Here is a 19,849-nt window from a genome sequence, read left to right on the forward strand (position 1 = left end):
AGTATCCAAAACGATCAATTGGATGCTTTGACCCTTTCGAGCAGTGCTTTGTAAGTCTCGTCATCGGGGGCTTGCTCCGCTACTTCCTTGATCAAGCCTTGGGCGTCAACTTGGCCCATCACGATATCGGTAATCCGCATCTCCAGCTCCAGGCGATAGGAGCTCATTGGGTCGGTTCGTTCGCCATAGAACAGCAAGGCCAACGGTCTGCGAGTTGCAAAGCTGATGAGGCGCAGCTCGCGTAGGCCGGGCAATGAGGCTCCGTTCTCATACCTTGAAAGGGCAACTCGAGACACGCCGGTTCCAGCGGGATCAATCTCCTTGGTCAGGCGGCTGAGCTGCTCGAGAGTGAGGTCATGGTGAGCGCGAGCGTGCTTCAGGTAGGAGGCGACCTTCGTGTCGTCGAAGAGATGCGCGGAATCGATGGGCATGAGCGGGAGGTACTTCTACAAAGCGTCAAGCGCCACAGGATACACGGGCCTTTTCCGTCAGTGCAATTCGCTTGAGTTGTAGAAGGCGTAGCCCGCTAAAGGACTGTCAGCATTGAAGGCGGGGGCAGACTCATAATCCTTTGGTCGTTGGTTCAAGTCCAACACGCCCTACCACCCGTCACTCGCATGGGTGATCATCACGATCAAAGCCATTTTTCTTCAGCAATGTGCCCCGTTTCTCTTTGGGACGCTTTGGAGTGCATTACAATTGTGGCTTGCGCTGAGTTAGCTTTTGTTTGCAGCAAGTCTCTCAAGAGGATGCAAATAAAAAGCAAGATTTCAAGGGTCGCCAAGAAATCATGCTATAATTCAAAGCTTAGCGGCTGTAGCTCAGCTGGATAGAGTACTTGGCTACGAACCAAGGGGTCGTGGGTTCGATTCCTGCCAGCCGCACCAATGTTTAAAGCCTGCAATCGCAAGATTGCAGGCTTTTTCATTTGTCCGCGCGCTTGGCGTTGATCGGGGATATCTGGCGATGAGCAAGGCTTTTACCAAAGAAACCGATGGGGCTGACGACGATGAGTTGGCGTTGCCGCCACTGCCTGCTGGGGGCAGGAACTACATCACGCCTGGCGGGTATGCGCGTCTGCGGGATGAGTTGCTCGACTTGATCGACAACGAACGCCCCAAGATTGTGGATGTGGTGCATTGGGCTGCGAGCAACGGCGACCGCTCTGAGAACGGTGACTATCTGTACGGCAAGAAGCGTTTGCGTGAAATTGATCGGCGCATCCGCTTCCTGACCAAGCGATTGGAGATCGCCGAAGTGGTCGATCCCAGCCAGCATGCTGGAAGCGACCAAGTCTTTTTCGGAGCAACGGTGACCTATCTGGATGATGAGGGGGTTGAGCGCACCATCACCATCATGGGCATTGATGAAGCCGACACCCGCGAATCACAGGTCAGCTGGATTGCACCCGTGGCGCGTGCGCTGCTCAAAGCCCGGGTGGGAGACGAAGTCCAGCTGCCCACCCCAGGGGGCGTACGCCACCTGGAGGTGGTCGAGGTCCGTTATCCGCTGCCACATCTCACCTAGTGGTGCGCTGCGGCCACAGGTTCAGCGTTGGCCTCGCGGGATGTCCTGTTTGGGGCCTCGGGGCCGCTTTCAGGCCTGGGGTGTTATCCGGGCCGCGCGAAGGACGGCCTGGGTGCGGCGCAGGTTGCGCAGTGCCAGCTCCAGATGTGCCTGGTCACGCACGGCAACGATGAAGCGCAGGTCCGTAGTGTCCAGCGCTGCCTCGTCGTCCATATCGACATGGGTGATATCCGCCTCGGAGTTCGCCAATTCTGCAGCCACGCGTGCCAGTACGCCTTTGCCGTTGGTGACGGTGACCACCACACCGGTTTCAAACATGCGCGTAGGCTCGTCCGACCAGTCCACGGCGATAAAGCGCTCGCTGTCCTTGTGTTGCAGTCGCTTGGCGACACTGCAGTGCACGTTGTGGACAACTAGGCCCTCGCCACGGCCCAGATAGCCAACGATGCTGTCACCGGGCACGGGGCGGCAACAGGATGCGTACTGCACCGAGGCATTCTCGCTGCCGTCGAGCGTGACCGCGCCCTGCGACAGGGTCTCGTGTGACGTGTAACGCTCGCGGGTCATGAGCAGGGCGTCAGGGCGATGGCCGTGCTCCGACATCAGCACCATGAGTCGCTTGGCCACGATGCTGGCGATGCGTTTCCCCAGGCCGAGGTCGGTCATGAGTTCGCTGCGGCTGCGGTTGCCTGTGAAGCGCAGCAGCTTGTCCCACATCGGTTGGGTGTCTGTGTTGAGCGGGGGCAGCTGTTCCAGCCCCTCGGCACGGATCGCCTGGGTCAGGAGTTTTTCGCCCAGGCCTTCTGATTCTGTATGCGCCAGGGTCTTGAGGTAGTGGCGAATTTTCGATCGCGCGCGCCCGGTTCGCACAAACCCTAGCCATGCCGGGTTGGGGGTGGATACGGGGTCCGTGATGATCTCGACCACATCGCCGTTCTTGAGTTCGGTGCGCAGTGGCACCTGCTCGTTGTTGATCTTGGCTGCGGTGGTGCGGTCACCGACATTGCTGTGGATCGCGTAGGCGAAATCCACCACGGTGGCGCCGCGTGGCAGAGCCATAATCTGGCTCTTGGGTGTGAACACATAGACCGCGTCGGGGAACAGGTCCACCTTCACGTGGTCCCAGAATTCGGCGGCGTCGCGCGTTTCGTTCTGGATATCGAGCAAGGACTGCAACCACTTGGTGCCCAGGCGTTCGGCCGAGGTGCCATCGCCGTCTTGCGCCTTGTACAGCCAGTGCGCGGCCACGCCGGCCTCGGCAATGACGTGCATTTCGTCGGTGCGCATCTGGAACTCGATGTTCACACCTGACGGCCCCACGAGGGTGGTATGCAGCGACTGGTAACCGTTGAGCTTGGCAATGGCGATGTGGTCCTTGAACTTGCCGGGCACGGGCTTGTACATCTGGTGCAACACCCCGAGTGCCGTGTAGCAGTCTGTCACCGTGGGCACGATCACCCGGAAGCCGTAGATGTCCGTCACTTGCGCGAAGCTCAGGTGCTTGAGGTCCATCTTCTGATAGATGGCGTACAAGGTTTTTTCTCGGCCTGCCAGGCGCACCTTCATGCCGATCTTGGAGAAGGCGGTGTCCACCTCGGTCTGCACCTTCTGCACCAGATCGCGGCGGCGGTTGCGTGACTTGTTGACGGCCTTCGACAGCGTGGCATAGCGCCAGGGATGGAGATGCCGGAAAGCCAGGTCCTGCAGCTCGCGGTAGGTCTGGTTCAGGCCCAGGCGGTGAGCGATGGGCGCATAGATCTCCAGTGTTTCCGACGAGATGCGGCCCCACTTGCTGCGCGGCATGTCCGACAGCGTGCGCATGTTGTGCGTGCGGTCGGCCAGCTTGATGAGGATGACACGCACGTCGCGCGCCATGGCCAGCAGCATCTTGCGGAAGGACTCGGCCTGGTTCTCTTCGCGGGTGTTGAACTGCAGCTTGTCCAGCTTGGTGAGGCCATCCACCAGTTCGGCCACGGGGGCGCCAAAACGGTCGATCAGGTCGGCCTTGGTGACGCCACAGTCTTCCATGGCGTCATGCAGCAAGGCTGCCATCAGGGCCTGAGCGTCGAGCTTCCAGGTGGCGCATTGGGCCGCCACTGCTATCGGATGGGTGATGTAGGGCTCACCACTGTTGCGCAACTGGCCCAGGTGCGCCTCGTCGGCAAAGCGGTATGCCTGGCGCACCTGTTCGATGCTGGAGGCATCCAGGTAGTCGAGGCTGTCTGTCAGCGCGGCAAAGCTGGCCGCTGCAGCATTGGCCGCTGCTGCGGCTGCAGAAAGACCGCCTGCCGTGGGCGGATCGCCAGGCCGGGGCTGCGTTGCAGAAGGTGAGTTGAGCACCGCGTTCATGCCTTTAATGTAGCGCGGGAGCGCATCAGACGATTTGCGGGAAAAAAAAAGCACCGCTGTCGCGGTGCTCTTTCGGGGCTGCGCCCAGGAAATGGCTCAACCAGGAACCTTCTTGAGCATCTCCAGGCCGACCTTGCCTTCGGCGATTTCGCGCAGGGCAGTCACGGCGGGCTTGTTGCGGCTTTCGATGCGGGGCGCGTGGCCCTGGCTCAGCATGCGGGCACGGTACGTGGCGGCCAACACGAGCTGGAAGCGGTTGGGGATCTTTTCCAGACAGTCTTCTACAGTGATGCGTGCCATCGTTTTACTCCGGGATTCAGGTGATATTGAGCGACTGGAAGGTGTCAGCACGTGCGCGGCGCTGGGCGACGTACTTGAGTCGCTGGGCGTGAACGACGGCTTTCAGGTCGAAAAGCGCGCGCTCAAACAATTCGTTAATTATAACGAAGTCGAATTTGCTGACCTGGGCCATCTCTTCGGCCGCATTCTTGAGGCGGACTTCAATCACCTCTGCCGTGTCTTCCCCGCGCCGCTCCAGGCGGGAGCGCAACTCTTCCCAGCTGGGGGGCAGGATGAAGACCAGTACCGCGTTGGCAAAGGCCTCCTTGATTTGCAGAGCGCCCTGGAAGTCGATTTCCAGGATCACATCCGACCCCTGGGTAATGCGCTCCTCGATCGCCTTCTTGGAGGTGCCGTAGCGGTTGCCGTGCACATGTGCCCATTCCACAAAGGCATTGCTTTGCACCATGGCGTCGAACTCGGATTGCGACGCAAAGTAGTAGTCGCGGCCGTGCTTTTCCTGGCCGCGTGGGGCGCGGGTGGTGTGGGAGACCGAGAGGTGAACGTGCGAGTCCAGTTCCAGCAGCGCCTTGACAAGGCTGGATTTGCCTGCGCCGCTGGGCGCCGCTACTACGATGAGATTTCCGGGATAGTCCATAGTTGATGTGCGCTATGCGCTATCAAAAAATGAGTTTTATTCGATATTCTGCACTTGCTCGCGCATCTGCTCGATCAGCACCTTCATGTCCACGCTGATGCGTGTCAGGTCGAGTGCTGCCGATTTGGAGCCCAGCGTGTTGGCCTCGCGGTGCAGTTCCTGGATCAGGAAGTCCAGGCGTTTGCCTACTTCGCCCCCCTTTTTGAGCAGGCGCTCGATTTCGTCCAGGTGCGAATCCAGCCGGGTGATTTCCTCGGCCACATCGATGCGGATGGCGAAGGCTGTGGCCTCGGTCAGGGCGCGGTCACGGGCGGCCTCGGGCAGCGTGGCGCCATCGGTCAGGGCCATGGCCTCTTTCCAGCGTTCCATGAAGCGCAGCCTTTGCTGTTCGACCAGCAAGGGCACCATGGGCACGGCTTGCTGGGCCAGGGCGCGCAGTTGTTTGACGCGGTCCAGCAGCATGGTGGCCAGGCGCTTGCCTTCGCGCTCCCGGGCCGCCAACAAGGCGGTGAGCGCTTCTTCGGCCAACGCGGGGACGGCTTCGCTCCAGTCTTCCGTGCCGGAATGGGGGTTGGCGCACAGGCGCAGGGCGTCGGCCACCGTGAGTGGGGCAGCTGCGGGCAGCCAGGCCCGCACGGAGTCCTGCAGGGAGTTGAGCCGCTGCAGCAAGCGGGCGGGCGGGTCTTGCAGGGTGTTGCTGTCGTCGGTGTCCAGGGCGGCACGCACCTCGACCTTGCCGCGTTTGAGGTGGGCCGTCAGCAGGCTGCGCAGCGTGGGCTCCAGGGCGCGCAGTTCGTCGGGCAAGCGGAACGAGAGGTCCAGAAAGCGGCTGTTGACCGAGCGGATTTCCAGCCCCAGCCGGCGCGATTGGGGTGCGCGGGCGTCGGTTTCAGCGCCGGCGGCAGATGCGCCATGCTGTGCGCTGGCGTATCCGGTCATGCTGTAAACTGGCATTGGACTTTTTGATGGTTGCTTGCGATCCGGCGATTATCCGGGTTCCGCTCTACCCCCGAGTCATCTTCGCAAAATATGTCAAAAATCAAGCCGGCACCCTTGCCGCCCGATACCGCAATTGGCGGCTACCGCGTGGTGCGCCGGTTGTCTTCCGGTGGTTTTGGGGTGGTCTATCTGGCCCTGGATGCCGAAGGCCAGCAAGTGGCCATCAAGGAATACCTGCCCTCGTCCCTGGCCACGCGTGCGCCCGGAGAGCTGCCGCCCAAGGTTCCTTCCGAAAAGCTCTCTCTCTACCGCCTCGGCCTCAAAAGCTTCTTTGAAGAAGGCCGCGCGCTCGCGCAGATCTCGCACGCCTCGGTGGTGAGCGTGCTCAACTTCTTCCGCGAGAACGAAACCGTCTATATGGTGATGAACTATCTGGAGGGCGCGACCCTGCAGGATTTCATCATCACCGCGCGCGACTTGAAGACCCAGAAGGTCTTCCGCGAATCCACCATCCGCTCGCTGTTCGACGAGGTGCTGCGCGGCCTGCGCATCGTGCACCAGCACAAGATGCTGCACCTGGACATCAAGCCGGCCAACATCTTCATCACCGACGACAACAAGGCCGTGATGATCGACTTTGGCGCCGCGCGCGAGGTGCTGAGCAAAGAAGGCAACTTCATCCGCCCCATGTACACCCCTGGCTTTGCTGCGCCCGAGATGTACCGGCGCGACTCGTCCATGGGGCCGTGGACCGATATCTATGCCATCGGTGCCTGCATCTACGCCTGCATGCAGGGTTTTCCGCCCAACGAGGCCCCGCAGCGCATCGACAAGGACCGCCTCTCGCTCGCGCTGACCAAGCTGCGTGGTGTGTATTCCGACAACCTCATCGAGGTGGTGGAGTGGTGCATGGCGCTCGACCCGCTCTCGCGCCCGCAGTCGGTGTTTGCGCTGCAAAAGGAACTGAGCCGCGAAGGCGAGCGCCGCTACACCAAGCTCTCGGTGGCGGAAAAAATGCGCTTGCAGCTTGACACCCTGGTGTCCGACACCAAGAAAAATGTGCAGAAGGTGGGTGAAGCCACCGGCATCGGAGCCAAACCCAAATGAAGCACACCCCCCTGAGCCGCTGCGCGGCTTCCCCCCCGCTCTCGCCTTGCTTCGCAATGCGGGCAGGGGGACGCAGCCAGCGCGGCGGGGCGGCCCTTGCGCGGCTGCCCGCGCTTGGGGCGCGCCGGTTTTGTGCGCTGCGGGTGGCAAATGGCGTGGTGGAGCAACTGAAATGAAATTCTCCGTATTCCAGATCAGCCGCCGCGGTGGCCGCGAGAAGAACGAAGACCGCATGGGCTATTGCTACACGCGCGAATCGGGCCTGTTTGTTCTGGCCGACGGCATGGGGGGCCACCCCGAGGGCGAAGTGGCGGCGCAGATTGCGCTGCAGACCATCTCGGCACTGTTCCAGCGCGAGGCCAAGCCCCAGCTCAAGGATGTGCAGGAGTTCCTGTCTGGTGCCTTGCTGGCCGCGCACCACCAGATCCTGCGCTACGCCACCGACAAGGGCATGCTCGACACGCCCCGCACCACGCTGGTGGCGGCCGTGCTGCAGGCGGGCACCGCCACCTGGATCCACTGCGGCGATTCGCGCCTGTACATGGTGCGTGATGGCGACCTGCTGACCCGCACGCGCGACCACTCGTACATGGAGCTGCGCAACAACCCGCCTCCAGGGCTGGAGCGCATCAACCGCAACGTGCTGTTCACCTGCCTGGGCTCGCCCACCAAGCCCATCTACGACATCACCGGGCCCGTGTACCTGGAGCAGGGCGACCGCATCCTGCTGTGCTCCGACGGCCTGTGGGGCACGCTCAGCGATGACGAGATCGCCAAGCAGCTCTCGCGCAACGCGGTGTCGCATGCCGTGCCCGACCTGGTCGAAGACGCCCTGCGCAAGGCGGGTGACAGCAGCGACAACGTGACCGTGGTGGCGCTGGAATGGGAGACGCCTGATGCGTTCGAGTCCACCCAGGGCGTGTCCACCGACAGCATCAGCGAAGACGTGTTTGCATCCACCATCCAGGCGGGCCCGCTCGACGGGCTGGTGGACGACCTGGACGACGCGGCCATTGAGCGCTCGATCGCCGAAATCAACGAGGCGATCCGCCGCTCCGCTGCTCGAAAAGCCTGACAGACTGATTTGCCCGGGCTGCACAGCCTCGTGCGGTGGTCTGAGGCCTGCTGCCTGACCTGTTTCGTTTTCTGGCGCGCGCCTTGGGCGGCGCATGGAAGGCATTTTCTGGACACCCAACGACCATGACCACATTCATCCGCACCAGCGGCCGCGCCGCCGACCAGCTGCGCCCCGTGCGCATCACCCGCCACTACACCATGCACGCCGAAGGCGCGGTACTCATCGAGTTTGGCAACACCAAGGTGCTGTGCACCGCCTCGGTCGAAGAACGCGTGCCGCCGCACAAGCGCGGCAGTGGCGAAGGCTGGGTCACGGCCGAATACGGCATGCTGCCGCGTGCCACCCACACGCGCAGCGACCGCGAGGCCGCGCGTGGCAAGCAGACCGGCCGCACACAAGAGATCCAGCGCCTCATCGGCCGCAGCCTGCGCGCGGTGTTTGACCTCAAGCTGCTGGGCGAGCGCACCATCCAGCTCGACTGCGACGTGATCCAGGCCGACGGCGGCACGCGCACCGCCGCCATCACGGGGGCCTGGGTGGCCGCGCAGGATGCGGTCAACCAGTTGCTGGCCAGCGGCAAGATCACGCAGTCGCCGCTGCTGCAGCCCGTGGCGGCGATCTCGGTGGGCATCGTGCAGGGCACGCCGCTGCTCGACCTGGAGTATGTGGAAGACGTGGATTGCGACACCGACATGAACGTGGTGATGACCGGCGCGGGCCACTATGTGGAGGTGCAGGGCACGGCAGAGGGCGTGGCCTTTAGCCGCGCCGAGATGGACCAGCTGCTGGGCCTGGCTGAAAAAGGCATCGCCGAGCTGGTGCATCTGCAGCAGCAAGCCCTTCAAGATACTCACTAATTAATAGCTACTCAGGCATGCTGGTCGAGCGGTAGGGGCCATTTTGACTATGAAAATTGTTCTTGCATCCAACAACCGAGGCAAGCTGGCCGAGCTGCAGGCCATGTTCGCCCCGCTGGGCGTGGAGCTGGTGCGCCAGGCCGACCTGGGCGTGGGCGAGGCCGAGGAGCCCTTTCGCACCTTTGTCGAAAACGCCCTGGCCAAGGCGCGGTTTGCGTCTGAACACACCGGCCTGCCCGCGCTGGCCGACGACGCTGGCATGTGCGTGGATGCCTTTGGCGGTCTGCCAGGGGTAGACACCGCGTACTACTGCACCCAGTTCGGCTATGAAAAAAGCGACGACAACAATGTGCGCGCCCTGCTGGAGCAACTGCAGGGCGTGGCCAACCGCCGCGCCGCCATGGTCAGCACCCTGGTGGCCGTGCGCAGCCCGCAAGACCCCGAGCCGCTGATCGCCGTGGGCCGCGTGGTGGGCGAGATCACCACCGAACCCCGGGGCAGCAACGGCTTTGGTTTTGACCCCGTGATGTTCATCCCCGAGTTCGGCAAAACCTTTGCCGAGCTGCCCGTGGAGGTGAAAAACGCCCACAGCCACCGGGGCCGCTCGGCCGCGCAGATGCTGGCACTGATGCGCGAACGCTGGTTGGCATGAAATCCCCCCTGAGTCGCTTCGCGCCTTCCCCCCAAGGGGGACACCGCCAGCGCACGCAAGTGAAACGCTGCTGTGCCGCTCGGGCGGCCCTTGCGCGGCGGTCGTGCGCGCGACAGCTCACGCTGCAAGCGGCTACTGCGGCGCGAGCGCTATGAACCTTTGATGCTTGCAATGGCTATTCCTATCATCCCTGCTGCTGACGATGCGCCCGCCGTGGTGCGCGACATCCAGCACTACATGCGCCCCGGCCTGCTGCAATTGCCCAGCCTGCCTCCGTTGTCGCTGTATGTGCACCTGCCCTGGTGCCTCAAGAAATGCCCGTACTGCGACTTCAACTCGCACGAGGCCCGCAGTGACGGGGCGGGGGACAACGGGGTGCCCGAGCAGCGCTACATCGACGCGCTGATGGCCGACCTGGAGGCCGCGCTGCCCCTGGTCTGGGGCCGCACGGTGCACAGCATCTTCATTGGCGGCGGCACGCCCAGCCTGTTTTCGCCTGCAGCCATCGACCGGCTGATTGGCGACATCCGCGCCCGCCTGCGTCTGGAGTCCGACTGCGAGATCACGCTGGAGGCCAACCCCGGCACCTTCGAGAAAGACCGCTTCCGCGCTTTCCGTGCAGCGGGCGTCACCCGCCTGTCGGTGGGGGTGCAGAGCTTCAACGACCAGCACCTGAAGGCGTTGGGCCGCGTGCACGACCGTGCCCAGGCGATGGCAGCGGTGGAGGAGGCCGCTGCGTCCTTCGACACCTTCAACCTCGACATCATGTATGCGCTGCCGGGCCAGACGCAGCAAGAGCTGGAGCAGGATCTGCGCACGGCGCTGGCCTTCAAGCCGCCGCACATCTCCATCTACCACCTCACCATCGAGCCCAACACCTACTTCGCCAAGTTCCCCCCGGCCATCCCCGAGGACGACCAGGCCTACGCCATGCTCGACCGCATCACCGAACTGACGGGCCAGGCGGGCATGGCGCGCTACGAAATCTCGGCCTACGCGCAACCGGGCCACCAGTGTTTCCACAACACCAACTACTGGCAGTTTGGCGACTACCTGGGCATCGGCGCGGGTGCGCACAGCAAGCTCAGCTTTGCGCACCGCGTGGTGCGGCAGGTGCGCTTTCGGGACCCGGCCCGCTACATGGACAACGCCCTGGCCGGCCGCGCCGTGGCGCAGGACGATGAGGTGCGCCGCTCCGATCTGCCGTTTGAATACATGCTCAACGCCCTGCGCCTGCGCGACGGTTTTGCGCTGCAGGACTTCATGGCCCGCACGGGCCTGCCCCTCACCGCGATTGCCAAGGGGCTGAAGGAGGCCGAGAGCAAGGGCCTGATCGAGCGTGACCTGGCCCATGTGCGCCCCACCGAGCGGGGCTTTGACTTCCTGAGCGACCTGCAGGAGCTGTTCCTGGCCGACTGAGCCGGGTGAAGCGCCTGAATTTCAAGGAAAAGAGGCCGTCTGCGCGCGATGGGTAAGCGCTAATAGCTATCAAAATAATAGCTATTGATTGCTGCTGCATCGGGCGCGGGGTTCAGGCACCCGGCCTGGGGCCCCAATCAGCCGCAGCGCACCGCCAGGATGCGCCCGTTGGCATCCACCTCCAGGTTCAGCCGCTGGGTGTCGAACTCCTTGGTGACCATCTGGCCCGGCCGCAGGATGCGCACCATCCGCGCGCCCGACCGGGCCCGTGCCGATTCGACCACCGACGCCGTGCTGCTCTGCCCCACCGCCGCCTGGGCTGGTTGCGCATTGCACAGCGTGTCTGGTGCGGGCGCCTGCGCCTGTGACTGGGTGGGCGAGGGGGCCGCTGCCGGGGCGGGCCCGTGGCTGGCACAACCCGCCATCAGGGCGGCCATACCCAGGCTGGCCACGGCGGCCAAAGCGGTGTTTGTCATGAAATCATCTCCATCAAAAACAGGGCCTGACCATACCGGAAGGCGCGCGCCAAAGGGGTGTCGCTGCGTAACCGCCCATGCCTTGCGCAGCCCCCGGGCGTGGCTGGAGCTTGACGCTGGTCAAGACAGTGTGGGCTGACCGCAACGCAAGCGCGTGGCCTGGAGTCTGCGCTGGTGGGGTGACGGGTTGGCGTAAGGCGCACCCGGCAGAATCGGCAGTGCCCGAATCTGCGCGCCGCGCGGGCCTCTGGTTTCCGTGTTCTTGCCGCAGCCCTGCCCGCCATGTCCGACGACCCGACTCTCCGCCTCATCCACGCCCTGGGCGACACCCTGGATGGACTGGATGTGGCCCTGTGTGCCTTTGACGAAGGCGACTGCACCATCGCCTGGAACCGGACCTTCTTCAAGTTCTTCCCCGAACACGAGGGCCATGTGTACGCGGGCGAGCCCTACCACGCCAACCTGCGCCGGTTCTACACCGAGCGGCTCGATGCGCAGGAGCTGCCCAACATCGAGCGCTACATCGCCGCCGGTGTGGACCGCCACCGGGCCCAGACGCGCCCCTACAGCTTTGAGCACCGGGGCCTGCGGGTGCAGGTGGCGTCCCTGCCCATCGCCGGGTTGGGCCGGGTGCGCGTGTGGCGTGCCCAGGCCCTGCACACGCCTGGTGCGGCAGATGCCCCCAACATCCACGAGCCCGGTTACCTGCGCAGCCCCCTGATCGAAAGCACCGAGCTGTTCGACCGCATCCCCGACGGGCTGATGATTTGCGGCGAAGACCAGCGCATCCAGTGGGTCAACGAGCCCTTCATGCAGATGTACAGCCTCACCGACCGGGTGGCGGCCACCGGCCTCACGTTTGCTGAAGCCTACCGCCACGCCTGGGCCGCCGACGGGCCGGGCGATATGGCGCCGTTTTATGACGGCCTCTCGATCCTGCAGGAGAACATGCGTTTTGCAGGCGCGCCCTTCGAAGTGCCCCTGCCGCGCAACCGCTGGAGCCGCGTGATCGCCAAGCAGGGGGCGGACGGCACCGTGTTTCACGCGCATGTGGACATCACCGAGTTCAAGCGCCAGCAGCACCTGCTGGCACAGGCCGAACGCAGCGCACGGGACAGCGAAGCCCAGCTGCGCGAGAAATCCATCCTGCTGGAGGCCACGCTGGAGCACATGGACCAGGGCGTGGCCAAGATCAGCGCCACCGGCATCGTGGAGCTGTGCAATCGCCGCGCGCTGGAGCTGCTGGACCTGCCCGCAGAGCTGATGGCCGCCAAACCGTCCCTTGTGAATGTGCTGGCCTACCTGCGTGCACGCGGCGAATTTGACGGTGCCTCGCAGGAGATCCAGGACCTGCTGCTGCACAGCAACGGCGGTGTGGACCAGCAGCAGGTGTACGACCGCCCCCGGCCCGACGGGCGCGTCCTGGAGGTCCAGACCGTGCCCATCAAAGGTGGCGGTGCGCTGCGCACCTTCACCGACGTTACCCAGCGCAAGGAGGCCGAGTTGCGCATCCGCCATGTGGCCGAGCACGACGGGCTCACCACGCTGCTCAACCGCACGGCCTTCCTGCTCACCCTGCAGGCCGCCGTGGCCGATGCGCGGCGCCCGGCACGGGGTTTTGCCGTGCTGTATGTGGACCTCGACGGCTTCAAGCCCATCAATGACCGGTTTGGCCATGCGGTGGGCGACCAGCTGCTCATCTGGGTGGCCCAGCAACTGACACAGGTGGCACGCGGCGACGACGTGGTGGCCCGCCTGGGTGGCGATGAATTTGCACTGCTGCAGCGCGGCGTCTCTGACCCCGATAGCGCCTACCGCCTGGCCGAGCGGCTGGTGCAGGCCCTCGGCCAGCCCACCGAAATCGAATCCCACTTTATCCAGATCGGCGCCTCGGTGGGCATCGTCATGGCCCCCGCCGACGCGGCCGATGCCGAAGAACTCCTGCGCAAGGCCGACTCCGCCATGTACCTGGCCAAGGCCTCCGGCCGTGGCTGCGCGCGCATCTACGGCATGTGATGGTGGGGCGCTGCGGAGAGTGTGTGGCCGCACGGGCGCACCACAATCGGCGCTGTCCTACACCCATGGGTTCTGGTGCGTTTTACGATCCATCCGTCGATACCCCTTCGACATCCCTCCCGCTTGCTCCAAGCAAGTGTTCAGCCCGCACCCTGCGGGCTTTTTTTTGCCTCGCACATCGCGGGCTTGCCTGCAAAAAAAGTCGGCCTATCCCTGGGTCTTTTGACCCTGCTCCATGCAAGCCGCATGAAGTGGCGGCACCATCGGCTCATCATCGGTTGCCAGCCTGGGTGTCACGGCGAGGCAACGGCCGCTCGCTACAAAACAAGAATGATCCTGTACAAACCCGGCACCCCATTCATCTACAAAGGCCGACGGGTCACCGTGGACTACATCATCATCCGCCGCACCGGCCTGTGGATCCGCCTGGCCCACAGCGAAGACGTGTGCCGGCCCGAAGACCTGACGCCAATTGCACCGCAGGGATCGAACCTGGCGGAAAGCGCAGGCCGCACTTGATGTGAACGGCTGATTCCCCCGCATTGCCCGGTGCCGTGTATGCGGCGCCTCAATCAGGAGGCGAGGGTGGGAGGAAAACAAAACGGGCCGCATGGGCCCGTTTTGTTTTGTGTTCTGGCGGAGACTGTGAGATTCGAACTCACGGACGGTTGCCCGTCGGCAGTTTTCAAGACTGCTGGTTTAAACCACTCACCCAAGTCTCCGGGATGGAAGGCGCGAATTCTAGCCGACTGCAGGCGCTGATTTTTTCAGCATGCCCCGCGTCTCGATGAAGCCGATCACCTCGGCAAGCCCGCTCAGGTTCTTCAGATTGGTCATCACAAACGGCTTGAGGCCCTGTGCGTTGGTGCGCATGCGGGTGGTGTCGGCGTGCATCACGTCGAGGTTGGCGCCCACGTGGGGGGCCAGGTCGGTCTTGTTGATGACGAAGAGATCGCTCTTGGTGATGCCGGGGCCGCCCTTGCGGGGGATTTTTTCGCCTGCGGCCACGTCGATGACGTAGATGGTGAGGTCGCTCAGCTCGGGGCTGAAGGTGGCGGCCAGGTTGTCGCCGCCGCTTTCTACAAACACGATGTCGGCGTTGGGGAACTCGCCCAGCATGCGGTCGATGGCTTCCAAGTTAATAGAGCAGTCTTCGCGGATGGCGGTGTGGGGGCAGCCGCCGGTTTCCACGCCCAGGATGCGTTCGGCGGGCAGCGCGCCGCTCACGGTGAGCAGGCGCTGGTCTTCCTTGGTGTAGATGTCGTTGGTGATGGCGATGAGGTCGTAGTCTTCGCGCATGGCCTTGCACAGCATCTCCAGCAAGGTGGTCTTGCCGGAACCGACGGGGCCGCCGATGCCGACGCGCAGGGGGGGCAGTGGCTTGGTGCGGTTCGGGATGTGGTGCAGGTTGCTGGTGGTCATGATCGGAAGAGGCGGGAGTATTGGGTTTCATGCTGCGCCGACAGGATGGCGAGCATGGGTGAGAAGGCCTGGCGTTCGCTGTCCATGAGGCTGGCGGCGTGGTCAGCGGCTGCAGGGATGGCGTCGGCCAGGCGCGCCAGGATGCGCTGGCCTGCGCTCTGGCCCAGTTGCATGGACTTGAGCGCGGCCTGCACCATGTTCTCGGCCCAGCCAAAGGCGTAGGCCAGCAGCACATCGCGAACAGGCGCCTGGGTGATGGAGGCAGCCAGCGCAAAGGCCACGGGGTAGGTGGGGGGCAGGGTGGCCAGGTGGCGCACGGCGGGCATCAGGGCCTCATTGCCCTGGTGCTGGTTGCGCAGCCACTCGGCCATCGAGCGGCCCATCTGCTCGGTCTGCAGGCGCAGCTCGCTGGTCTCGCGGGTGTGTAGCACCCAGTCGTTGAGTTCGCGCACATGCGCCCAGTCGGCACGGCGCCAGGCTCCCAGGGCCTTGGCGATGAGGGCCATGTCGCCGCGTGCCTGGGTGATGTGGAGCTGGTCCAGCAGCCAGTCGCCCACGGTGGCTTCGCTGGCGAGGCCTGCGTTTTCGATGGCGCTTTCCAGCCCTTCGGAATACGAAAACCCCCCCACGGGCAGCGCGGGGGAGGCCAGCCACATCAGCTGCAAGAAGCTGGCGGCGGGCAGGGGCGTGGGGCGGTCCAGGCGCATGCAGTGAGGGTCAGTGGTCGTGGTTGCAGCCGGGGCCGTGCACATGCCCCTGGGCGACCACGGGGATGGACACGGTGCGCCCACGGGCCGGGGCTGCGGTGGTGGCTGCATGGCTGTGATCGTGGCCATGCCCATGGTCGTGGGCGTGGTCATGACCGTGGTGATGGTCGTCCCCATGTCCATGCCCCCCGTGGTGGTGCCCGCCGCCATGCCCTGCGGCATAGGCGCCCCCTTCGGGCTCAAACGCCAGGTTCTGCTCGGTCACGATGAGGTGCATGGCGCGCAGCATGTCGGCCAGCACATGGTCGGGTTCGATCTTGAGGTGGTCGGGTTGCAGCTCGATGGGCACATGGCGGTTGCCCAGGTGGTAGGCAGCGCGGGTCAGGTCAAACGGTGTGCCATGGCTGTTGCAGTGGGTGATCACCAGCACGGGCTGGGGCGCGGCGATCACGCGGACCATGGAGCCGTCTTCGGCCACCAGCACGTCGCCGCCGCGCACCAGCGTGCCGCGCGGCAGGAAGATGCCCAGCTCGCGCCCGGCAGAGTCGGTGGCGGCAAAGCGGCTTTTCTGGCGCACGTCCCAGTCCAGTTCAACGGTGGTGGCGCGCTTGAGCAGCACGGGGGCCAGGCCTTGGCCCTGGGGGAGGAGTTTGGAGGCTTGGAGCATGGGGTTTCGGTCCAACAGGCAATCAACAAAACGCGCATTGTGGGCCCGGCGCGCGCGGTGCGCGGGCGCCGGTCACACGGGGCGGGTCATGAAGAAGCTGTAGGGGTCCGGGCCGTAGTCGGCAAAGGGCCCGCATTCAACAAAGTCGTGCTGAAAGTACAGCTGGCGCGCGGGTTCAAAAAAGGGCTGGGGGCCCGTCTCCAGGCTCACGCGGGAGAAACCGCGTGCGCGGGCCTCTTGCAGCAGATGGGCCAGCACCTGGCGCGCGATGCCTTGCCCCCGGTGGCGGGCGCTGGTGCGCATGGACTTGAGTTCGGCATGGTCGGCATCCAGCCGCTTGAGTGCGCCCGTGCCCACCAGCAGGTCGCCATCGTCCCCGGGCAGCCACGCCGACCAGAACGCGATATCGGGCTGGCGCAGCTGGTCCATGTCCAGCGCGTGCACGCTTTCGGGCGGCGACACCGCATACATGTCCTGCAGGTGCTCCTGCATGAAGGCTTCGATGCGCGGGTCGCTCAGGTCGTCCAGGCGGATTTGCAGCGGGGTCGGGAGTGCGGTCATGTATTGCTCAGAAAAGGAAGTAGCGCTGCGCCATCGGCAGCACGGTGGCGGGTTCGCAGGTGAGCAGCTGGCCGTCGGCGCGCACGGTATAGGTCTGCGCGTCCACCTCCATCTTGGGCGTGTAGCTGTTGTGCACCATGTGCTGCTTGCGCACACCACGGATGTTGCGCACGGCGCTGAGCTGCTTGCGCAGGCCGAAGCGCTCGCCGACTCCCGCATTCAGGCCCGCCTGCGACACGAAGGTGAGCGAGGTCCTGGCGATGGCCCCGCCGAACGCCCCGAACATGGGCCGGTAGTGCACGGGCTGGGGTGTGGGGATGGAGGCATTCGGGTCGCCCATCGCGGCCATGGCGATCAGGCCGCCCTTCAAGATGAGCGCGGGTTTCACACCGAAGAAGGCGGGCTTCCAGATCACGATGTCGGCCCATTTGCCGACTTCGAGCGAGCCCACCTCGTGGCCGATACCGTGGGCAATGGCGGGGTTGATGGTGTACTTGGCCACGTAGCGCTTGATGCGCGTGTTGTCATTGCGGGCGGTGTCGCCAGCCAGGCTGCCGCGCTGCACCTTCATCTTGTGCGCGGTCTGCCAGGTGCGCAGGATGACTTCGCCCACGCGGCCCATGGCCTGGCTGTCGCTCGACATCATGCTGATGGCGCCCAGGTCGTGCAGGATGTCTTCGGCAGCGATGGTCTCCTTGCGGATGCGGCTTTCGGCAAAGGCCAGGTCCTCGGCGATGCTGGCATCCAGGTGGTGGCACACCATGAGCATGTCCACATGCTCGTCCAGCGTGTTGTGCGTGTAGGGCATGGTGGGGTTGGTGGACGATGGCAGGAAGTTGTCCTCACCCACCACGCGCAGGATGTCGGGCGCATGCCCGCCGCCCGCGCCTTCGGTGTGGAAGGCGCAGATGCCGCGCCCGCCCACGGCGGCGATGGTGTTCTCGACAAAGCCCGATTCATTGAGCGTGTCGCTGTGGATGGCCACCTGCGTGTCGGTGGCTTCGGCCACATCGAGGCAGTTGCTGATGGCCGCCGGCGTCGTGCCCCAGTCTTCGTGCAGCTTGAGGCCGATGGCGCCCGCGCTGATCTGCTCGTGCAGCGCATCGGGCAGGCTGGCGTTGCCCTTGCCGAGAAAGCCCAGGTTCATCGGGAACGCATCGGCCGCCTGCAGCATGCGTTCCATGTTGAAGGGGCCGGAGGTGCAGGTGGTGGCCAGAGTGCCCGTGGCGGGGCCGGTGCCGCCGCCCAGCATGGTGGTCACGCCGCTGGCCAGGGCTTCTTCGATCTGCTGTGGGCAGATGAAGTGGATGTGGCTGTCGATTCCGCCCGCAGTGACGATGTTGCCCTCGCAGCTGATGACCTCGGTGCCCGGGCCGATGATGATGTCCACGCCCGGCTGCGTGTCGGGGTTGCCCGCCTTGCCGATGGCGGCGATGCGGCCCGCGCGCAGGCCGATATCGGCCTTGAAAATGCCGGTGTGATCGACGACGAGCGCATTGGTCAGCACGGTATCCACGGCGCCGTGGGCATTGCTGCGCTGCGATTGCGCCATGCCATCGCGGATGGTTTTGCCGCCGCCAAACTTCACCTCTTCGCCGTAGCTGCCCGCGCGCAGGGTGTAGTCGGCTTCGACTTCGAGGAGGAGTTCGGTGTCGGCCAGGCGCAGGCGGTCGCCCACCGTGGGGCCGAACATTTCGGCGTAGGCGCGTCGTCCAATGGTTGCCATGGTGTGGGTGCTCCGCGATAACGGGTGATTACTATATTTTTGATAGCTACTTGCGCTTACGGGGTGCGCGCAGAGGGCTATTTTTGCTTGTATTTTCTAGAGCGCGCCCTGGGTCAGGCCCTGAAAGCCGAACACCTGGCGCTCGCCCGCGTAGTCCACCAGCTCCACGGTGCGCTCCTGGCCGGGCTCGAAGCGCACGGCCGTGCCCGATGCAATGTTGAGCCGCATGCCGCGTGCGGCGGTGCGGTCAAAGCCCAGGGCGTTGTTGGTCTCGGCAAAGTGATAGTGCGAGCCCACCTGGATGGGCCGGTCGCCGGTGTTGCGCACCACCAGCGTGAGGGTGCGGCGGCCGGTGTTGAGTGGGTGCTCGCCGGGTTCGGTGAAGAGTTCGCCGGGGATCATGGGATGCTCCTGTGGGGCGGGTTGGCTTAGGCCATCTGCGCCAGCAGCGCGCCGCCGAACGCAGCCACGCCAGCACCTGCAGCGCGGGCCAGCCACACATGGCGGTGGCGCAGGGCCCAGCCCGCCGCCATACCTGCGCTGTGCAGCAGCGCGGTGGCCGTCAGCATGCCTGCCAGGGTCAACCAGGCGCTGTCGCTGCCTGCCAGCTCGTAGCCATGGGCCACGCCGTGGAAGACGGCAAACACGCCCACCCCCAGCGCCGCCACCAGTCCGGGCACACGCAGGCGCGACACGACGAGCAGGCCCGTGACTAGCAGCGACGCGGCGATCATCGGCTCCACCGCTGGCAGCGCCACACCCTGCAGGCCCAGCACCGCGCCCACCAGCAGCATGGCCGCAAAGCCCAGGGGGCCCCACAGCAGATCGCGCCCGGCGCTGCGGGCGGCCAGGGCGCTCCACAGGCCCACGGCCACCATGGCAGCCAGGTGGTCCAGGCCGAACAGGGGGTGGGCAAAGCCGCTCAGAAAGCTGTTGTGGATATGGGATTCAGCGCCCGTATGGGCGCTGGTGCCAGTGCTGATGGCGCTGGCAGCTATGAAAAGAAGAGCGGCTGTGTGGCGGTGTGAGAGGGCGATGCGCATGGGGGCTCCACGGAGAGAAGAGGGGGAGAAAAGGGTCAGACGATGGGCTGGTGCACGGTGACGAGCTTCGTGCCGTCGGGGAAGGTGGCCTCCACCTGGATGTCCGGAATCATCTCGGGGATGCCTTCCATCACGTCTGCGCGGGTCAGCACGGTGCGGCCTTCGCTCATGAGCTGCGCAACGGTCTTGCCGTCGCGTGCACCTTCCATCACGGCAGCGCTGATCAGGGCCACAGCCTCGGGGTAGTTGAGCTTCAGCCCCCGGGCCTTGCGGCGCTCGGCCAGCAGGGCGGCGGTAAAGATCAGCAGCTTGTCTTTTTCGCGAGGAGTCAGTTCCATATCGTTTTTCTCAAAGCTGGGGTCGTTA

22 protein-coding genes and 2 tRNA genes are annotated in these 19,849 nt (G+C 64.6%); 9 read left to right on the forward strand and 15 right to left on the reverse strand.

Annotated features, from left to right (window positions below; translation table 11 throughout):
• Positions 1–14 precede the first annotated feature (14 nt).
• The gene (locus ACSQ3O_RS05425; RefSeq protein WP_436138120.1) at positions 15–431 is read right to left on the reverse strand and encodes a helix-turn-helix transcriptional regulator; all 417 of its coding nucleotides are present in this window, start codon (positions 429–431) and stop codon (positions 15–17) included.
• A 379-nt stretch (positions 432–810) separates the two neighbouring features.
• Between ACSQ3O_RS05425 and ACSQ3O_RS05430 the strand changes: the two genes are divergently transcribed.
• Both ACSQ3O_RS05430 and greB read left to right on the forward strand, forming a co-directional pair.
• Positions 811–887, forward strand: a tRNA-Arg gene (locus ACSQ3O_RS05430).
• A gap of 79 nt (positions 888–966) precedes the next feature.
• Entirely contained in the window at positions 967–1,527 is a 561-nt protein-coding gene (greB, locus tag ACSQ3O_RS05435) for a transcription elongation factor GreB (protein WP_436138121.1), read from the forward strand.
• 69 nt (positions 1,528–1,596) lie between these two features.
• On the opposite strand, the gene ACSQ3O_RS05440 is transcribed toward greB, so the two are convergent.
• From ACSQ3O_RS05440 to ACSQ3O_RS05455, 4 genes are all read right to left on the reverse strand, one after another.
• Entirely contained in the window at positions 1,597–3,876 is a 2,280-nt protein-coding gene (locus ACSQ3O_RS05440; RefSeq protein WP_436138122.1) for a RelA/SpoT family protein, read from the reverse strand.
• 96 nt (positions 3,877–3,972) lie between these two features.
• Positions 3,973–4,176: a DNA-directed RNA polymerase subunit omega gene (gene rpoZ, locus ACSQ3O_RS05445; RefSeq protein ID WP_005794722.1), complete on the reverse strand. Its 204-nt coding sequence runs from the start codon at positions 4,174–4,176 to the stop codon at positions 3,973–3,975.
• A 16-nt stretch (positions 4,177–4,192) separates the two neighbouring features.
• Positions 4,193–4,813: a guanylate kinase gene (gmk, locus tag ACSQ3O_RS05450; RefSeq protein WP_137746705.1), complete on the reverse strand. Its 621-nt coding sequence runs from the start codon at positions 4,811–4,813 to the stop codon at positions 4,193–4,195.
• A 36-nt stretch (positions 4,814–4,849) separates the two neighbouring features.
• Positions 4,850–5,752, reverse strand: coding sequence for a YicC/YloC family endoribonuclease (locus ACSQ3O_RS05455; protein ID WP_436138123.1), 903 nt, complete (start codon positions 5,750–5,752; stop codon positions 4,850–4,852).
• A 90-nt stretch (positions 5,753–5,842) separates the two neighbouring features.
• Here ACSQ3O_RS05455 and ACSQ3O_RS05460 point away from each other — a divergent pair, with 90 nt between their 5' ends.
• From ACSQ3O_RS05460 to hemW, 5 genes are all read left to right on the forward strand, one after another.
• Positions 5,843–6,859: a serine/threonine protein kinase gene (locus ACSQ3O_RS05460; protein ID WP_436138124.1), complete on the forward strand. Its 1,017-nt coding sequence runs from the start codon at positions 5,843–5,845 to the stop codon at positions 6,857–6,859.
• A gap of 172 nt (positions 6,860–7,031) precedes the next feature.
• The gene (locus ACSQ3O_RS05465) at positions 7,032–7,934 is read left to right on the forward strand and encodes a PP2C family protein-serine/threonine phosphatase (protein ID WP_137746703.1); all 903 of its coding nucleotides are present in this window, start codon (positions 7,032–7,034) and stop codon (positions 7,932–7,934) included.
• A gap of 125 nt (positions 7,935–8,059) precedes the next feature.
• The gene (gene rph, locus ACSQ3O_RS05470; RefSeq protein WP_436138125.1) at positions 8,060–8,794 is read left to right on the forward strand and encodes a ribonuclease PH; all 735 of its coding nucleotides are present in this window, start codon (positions 8,060–8,062) and stop codon (positions 8,792–8,794) included.
• Between the two features lie 49 nt (positions 8,795–8,843).
• Positions 8,844–9,446, forward strand: a complete 603-nt coding sequence (gene rdgB, locus ACSQ3O_RS05475) for an RdgB/HAM1 family non-canonical purine NTP pyrophosphatase (protein WP_137746701.1) — start codon at positions 8,844–8,846, stop codon at positions 9,444–9,446.
• Positions 9,447–9,617: 171 nt separating this feature from the next.
• Positions 9,618–10,865: a radical SAM family heme chaperone HemW gene (gene hemW, locus ACSQ3O_RS05480; protein ID WP_436138126.1), complete on the forward strand. Its 1,248-nt coding sequence runs from the start codon at positions 9,618–9,620 to the stop codon at positions 10,863–10,865.
• Positions 10,866–11,002: 137 nt separating this feature from the next.
• On the opposite strand, the gene ACSQ3O_RS05485 is transcribed toward hemW, so the two are convergent.
• Entirely contained in the window at positions 11,003–11,341 is a 339-nt protein-coding gene (locus ACSQ3O_RS05485; RefSeq protein ID WP_436138127.1) for an I78 family peptidase inhibitor, read from the reverse strand.
• A 282-nt stretch (positions 11,342–11,623) separates the two neighbouring features.
• Here ACSQ3O_RS05485 and ACSQ3O_RS05490 point away from each other — a divergent pair, with 282 nt between their 5' ends.
• Both ACSQ3O_RS05490 and ACSQ3O_RS05495 read left to right on the forward strand, forming a co-directional pair.
• Entirely contained in the window at positions 11,624–13,357 is a 1,734-nt protein-coding gene (locus ACSQ3O_RS05490) for a diguanylate cyclase domain-containing protein (RefSeq protein WP_436138128.1), read from the forward strand.
• Between the two features lie 330 nt (positions 13,358–13,687).
• The gene (locus ACSQ3O_RS05495; RefSeq protein WP_137746697.1) at positions 13,688–13,876 is read left to right on the forward strand and encodes a hypothetical protein; all 189 of its coding nucleotides are present in this window, start codon (positions 13,688–13,690) and stop codon (positions 13,874–13,876) included.
• A 115-nt stretch (positions 13,877–13,991) separates the two neighbouring features.
• On the opposite strand, the gene ACSQ3O_RS05500 is transcribed toward ACSQ3O_RS05495, so the two are convergent.
• The 9 genes from ACSQ3O_RS05500 to ACSQ3O_RS05540 all read right to left on the reverse strand — a co-directional run bounded on the left by ACSQ3O_RS05500 (position 13,992) and on the right by ACSQ3O_RS05540 (position 19,821).
• Positions 13,992–14,079 (reverse strand) — tRNA-Ser (locus ACSQ3O_RS05500).
• 19 nt (positions 14,080–14,098) lie between these two features.
• Entirely contained in the window at positions 14,099–14,779 is a 681-nt protein-coding gene (gene ureG, locus ACSQ3O_RS05505; protein WP_436138129.1) for an urease accessory protein UreG, read from the reverse strand.
• Complete coding sequence (locus ACSQ3O_RS05510; RefSeq protein WP_436138130.1) at positions 14,776–15,486, reverse strand: urease accessory protein UreF; 711 nt, start codon at positions 15,484–15,486, stop codon at positions 14,776–14,778. The genes ureG and ACSQ3O_RS05510 overlap by 4 nt, the downstream gene beginning before the upstream one ends.
• A gap of 10 nt (positions 15,487–15,496) precedes the next feature.
• Positions 15,497–16,153, reverse strand: a complete 657-nt coding sequence (gene ureE, locus ACSQ3O_RS05515) for an urease accessory protein UreE (RefSeq protein ID WP_436138131.1) — start codon at positions 16,151–16,153, stop codon at positions 15,497–15,499.
• Between the two features lie 72 nt (positions 16,154–16,225).
• A complete protein-coding gene (locus ACSQ3O_RS05520) occupies positions 16,226–16,714 on the reverse strand; it encodes a GNAT family N-acetyltransferase (RefSeq protein WP_436138132.1) in 489 nt (162 codons plus the stop codon).
• 7 nt (positions 16,715–16,721) lie between these two features.
• Entirely contained in the window at positions 16,722–18,440 is a 1,719-nt protein-coding gene (gene ureC / locus ACSQ3O_RS05525) for an urease subunit alpha (protein WP_436138133.1), read from the reverse strand.
• Positions 18,441–18,536: 96 nt separating this feature from the next.
• Positions 18,537–18,842, reverse strand: a complete 306-nt coding sequence (locus ACSQ3O_RS05530) for an urease subunit beta (protein ID WP_436138134.1) — start codon at positions 18,840–18,842, stop codon at positions 18,537–18,539.
• A 26-nt stretch (positions 18,843–18,868) separates the two neighbouring features.
• A complete protein-coding gene (locus ACSQ3O_RS05535) occupies positions 18,869–19,483 on the reverse strand; it encodes a HupE/UreJ family protein (RefSeq protein ID WP_436138135.1) in 615 nt (204 codons plus the stop codon).
• Between the two features lie 35 nt (positions 19,484–19,518).
• A complete protein-coding gene (locus ACSQ3O_RS05540; protein WP_015012806.1) occupies positions 19,519–19,821 on the reverse strand; it encodes an urease subunit gamma in 303 nt (100 codons plus the stop codon).
• Positions 19,822–19,849: the final 28 nt, after the last annotated feature.

The sequence above is a fragment of the Acidovorax sp. LjRoot74 genome (assembly GCF_964254355.1).
GTDB lineage: Bacteria > Pseudomonadota > Gammaproteobacteria > Burkholderiales > Burkholderiaceae_C > Acidovorax.

Excerpts from the sequence above, each read along its gene's own strand:
- greB (WP_436138121.1), top strand. The coding sequence starts at position 967 with ATGAGCAAGGCTTTTACCAAAGAAACCGATGGGGCTGACGACGATGAG.
- ACSQ3O_RS05495 (WP_137746697.1), top strand. The coding sequence starts at position 13,688 with ATGATCCTGTACAAACCCGGCACCCCATTCATCTACAAAGGCCGACGG.
- ACSQ3O_RS05465 (WP_137746703.1), top strand. The coding sequence starts at position 7,032 with ATGAAATTCTCCGTATTCCAGATCAGCCGCCGCGGTGGCCGCGAGAAG.
- ureG (WP_436138129.1), bottom strand. The coding sequence starts at position 14,779 with ATGACCACCAGCAACCTGCACCACATCCCGAACCGCACCAAGCCACTG.
- ACSQ3O_RS05460 (WP_436138124.1), top strand. The coding sequence starts at position 5,843 with ATGTCAAAAATCAAGCCGGCACCCTTGCCGCCCGATACCGCAATTGGC.
- ACSQ3O_RS05425 (WP_436138120.1), bottom strand. The coding sequence starts at position 431 with ATGCCCATCGATTCCGCGCATCTCTTCGACGACACGAAGGTCGCCTCC.
- ACSQ3O_RS05510 (WP_436138130.1), bottom strand. The coding sequence starts at position 15,486 with ATGCGCCTGGACCGCCCCACGCCCCTGCCCGCCGCCAGCTTCTTGCAG.
- ureE (WP_436138131.1), bottom strand. The coding sequence starts at position 16,153 with ATGCTCCAAGCCTCCAAACTCCTCCCCCAGGGCCAAGGCCTGGCCCCC.
- ACSQ3O_RS05455 (WP_436138123.1), bottom strand. The coding sequence starts at position 5,752 with ATGACCGGATACGCCAGCGCACAGCATGGCGCATCTGCCGCCGGCGCT.
- rpoZ (WP_005794722.1), bottom strand. The coding sequence starts at position 4,176 with ATGGCACGCATCACTGTAGAAGACTGTCTGGAAAAGATCCCCAACCGC.
- ACSQ3O_RS05535 (WP_436138135.1), bottom strand. The coding sequence starts at position 19,483 with ATGCGCATCGCCCTCTCACACCGCCACACAGCCGCTCTTCTTTTCATA.
- ACSQ3O_RS05485 (WP_436138127.1), bottom strand. The coding sequence starts at position 11,341 with ATGACAAACACCGCTTTGGCCGCCGTGGCCAGCCTGGGTATGGCCGCC.
- rdgB (WP_137746701.1), top strand. The coding sequence starts at position 8,844 with ATGAAAATTGTTCTTGCATCCAACAACCGAGGCAAGCTGGCCGAGCTG.
- ACSQ3O_RS05530 (WP_436138134.1), bottom strand. The coding sequence starts at position 18,842 with ATGATCCCCGGCGAACTCTTCACCGAACCCGGCGAGCACCCACTCAAC.
- ACSQ3O_RS05440 (WP_436138122.1), bottom strand. The coding sequence starts at position 3,876 with ATGAACGCGGTGCTCAACTCACCTTCTGCAACGCAGCCCCGGCCTGGC.
- hemW (WP_436138126.1), top strand. The coding sequence starts at position 9,618 with ATGGCTATTCCTATCATCCCTGCTGCTGACGATGCGCCCGCCGTGGTG.
- ACSQ3O_RS05490 (WP_436138128.1), top strand. The coding sequence starts at position 11,624 with ATGTCCGACGACCCGACTCTCCGCCTCATCCACGCCCTGGGCGACACC.
- gmk (WP_137746705.1), bottom strand. The coding sequence starts at position 4,813 with ATGGACTATCCCGGAAATCTCATCGTAGTAGCGGCGCCCAGCGGCGCA.
- ACSQ3O_RS05520 (WP_436138132.1), bottom strand. The coding sequence starts at position 16,714 with ATGACCGCACTCCCGACCCCGCTGCAAATCCGCCTGGACGACCTGAGC.
- ACSQ3O_RS05540 (WP_015012806.1), bottom strand. The coding sequence starts at position 19,821 with ATGGAACTGACTCCTCGCGAAAAAGACAAGCTGCTGATCTTTACCGCC.
- rph (WP_436138125.1), top strand. The coding sequence starts at position 8,060 with ATGACCACATTCATCCGCACCAGCGGCCGCGCCGCCGACCAGCTGCGC.
- ureC (WP_436138133.1), bottom strand. The coding sequence starts at position 18,440 with ATGGCAACCATTGGACGACGCGCCTACGCCGAAATGTTCGGCCCCACG.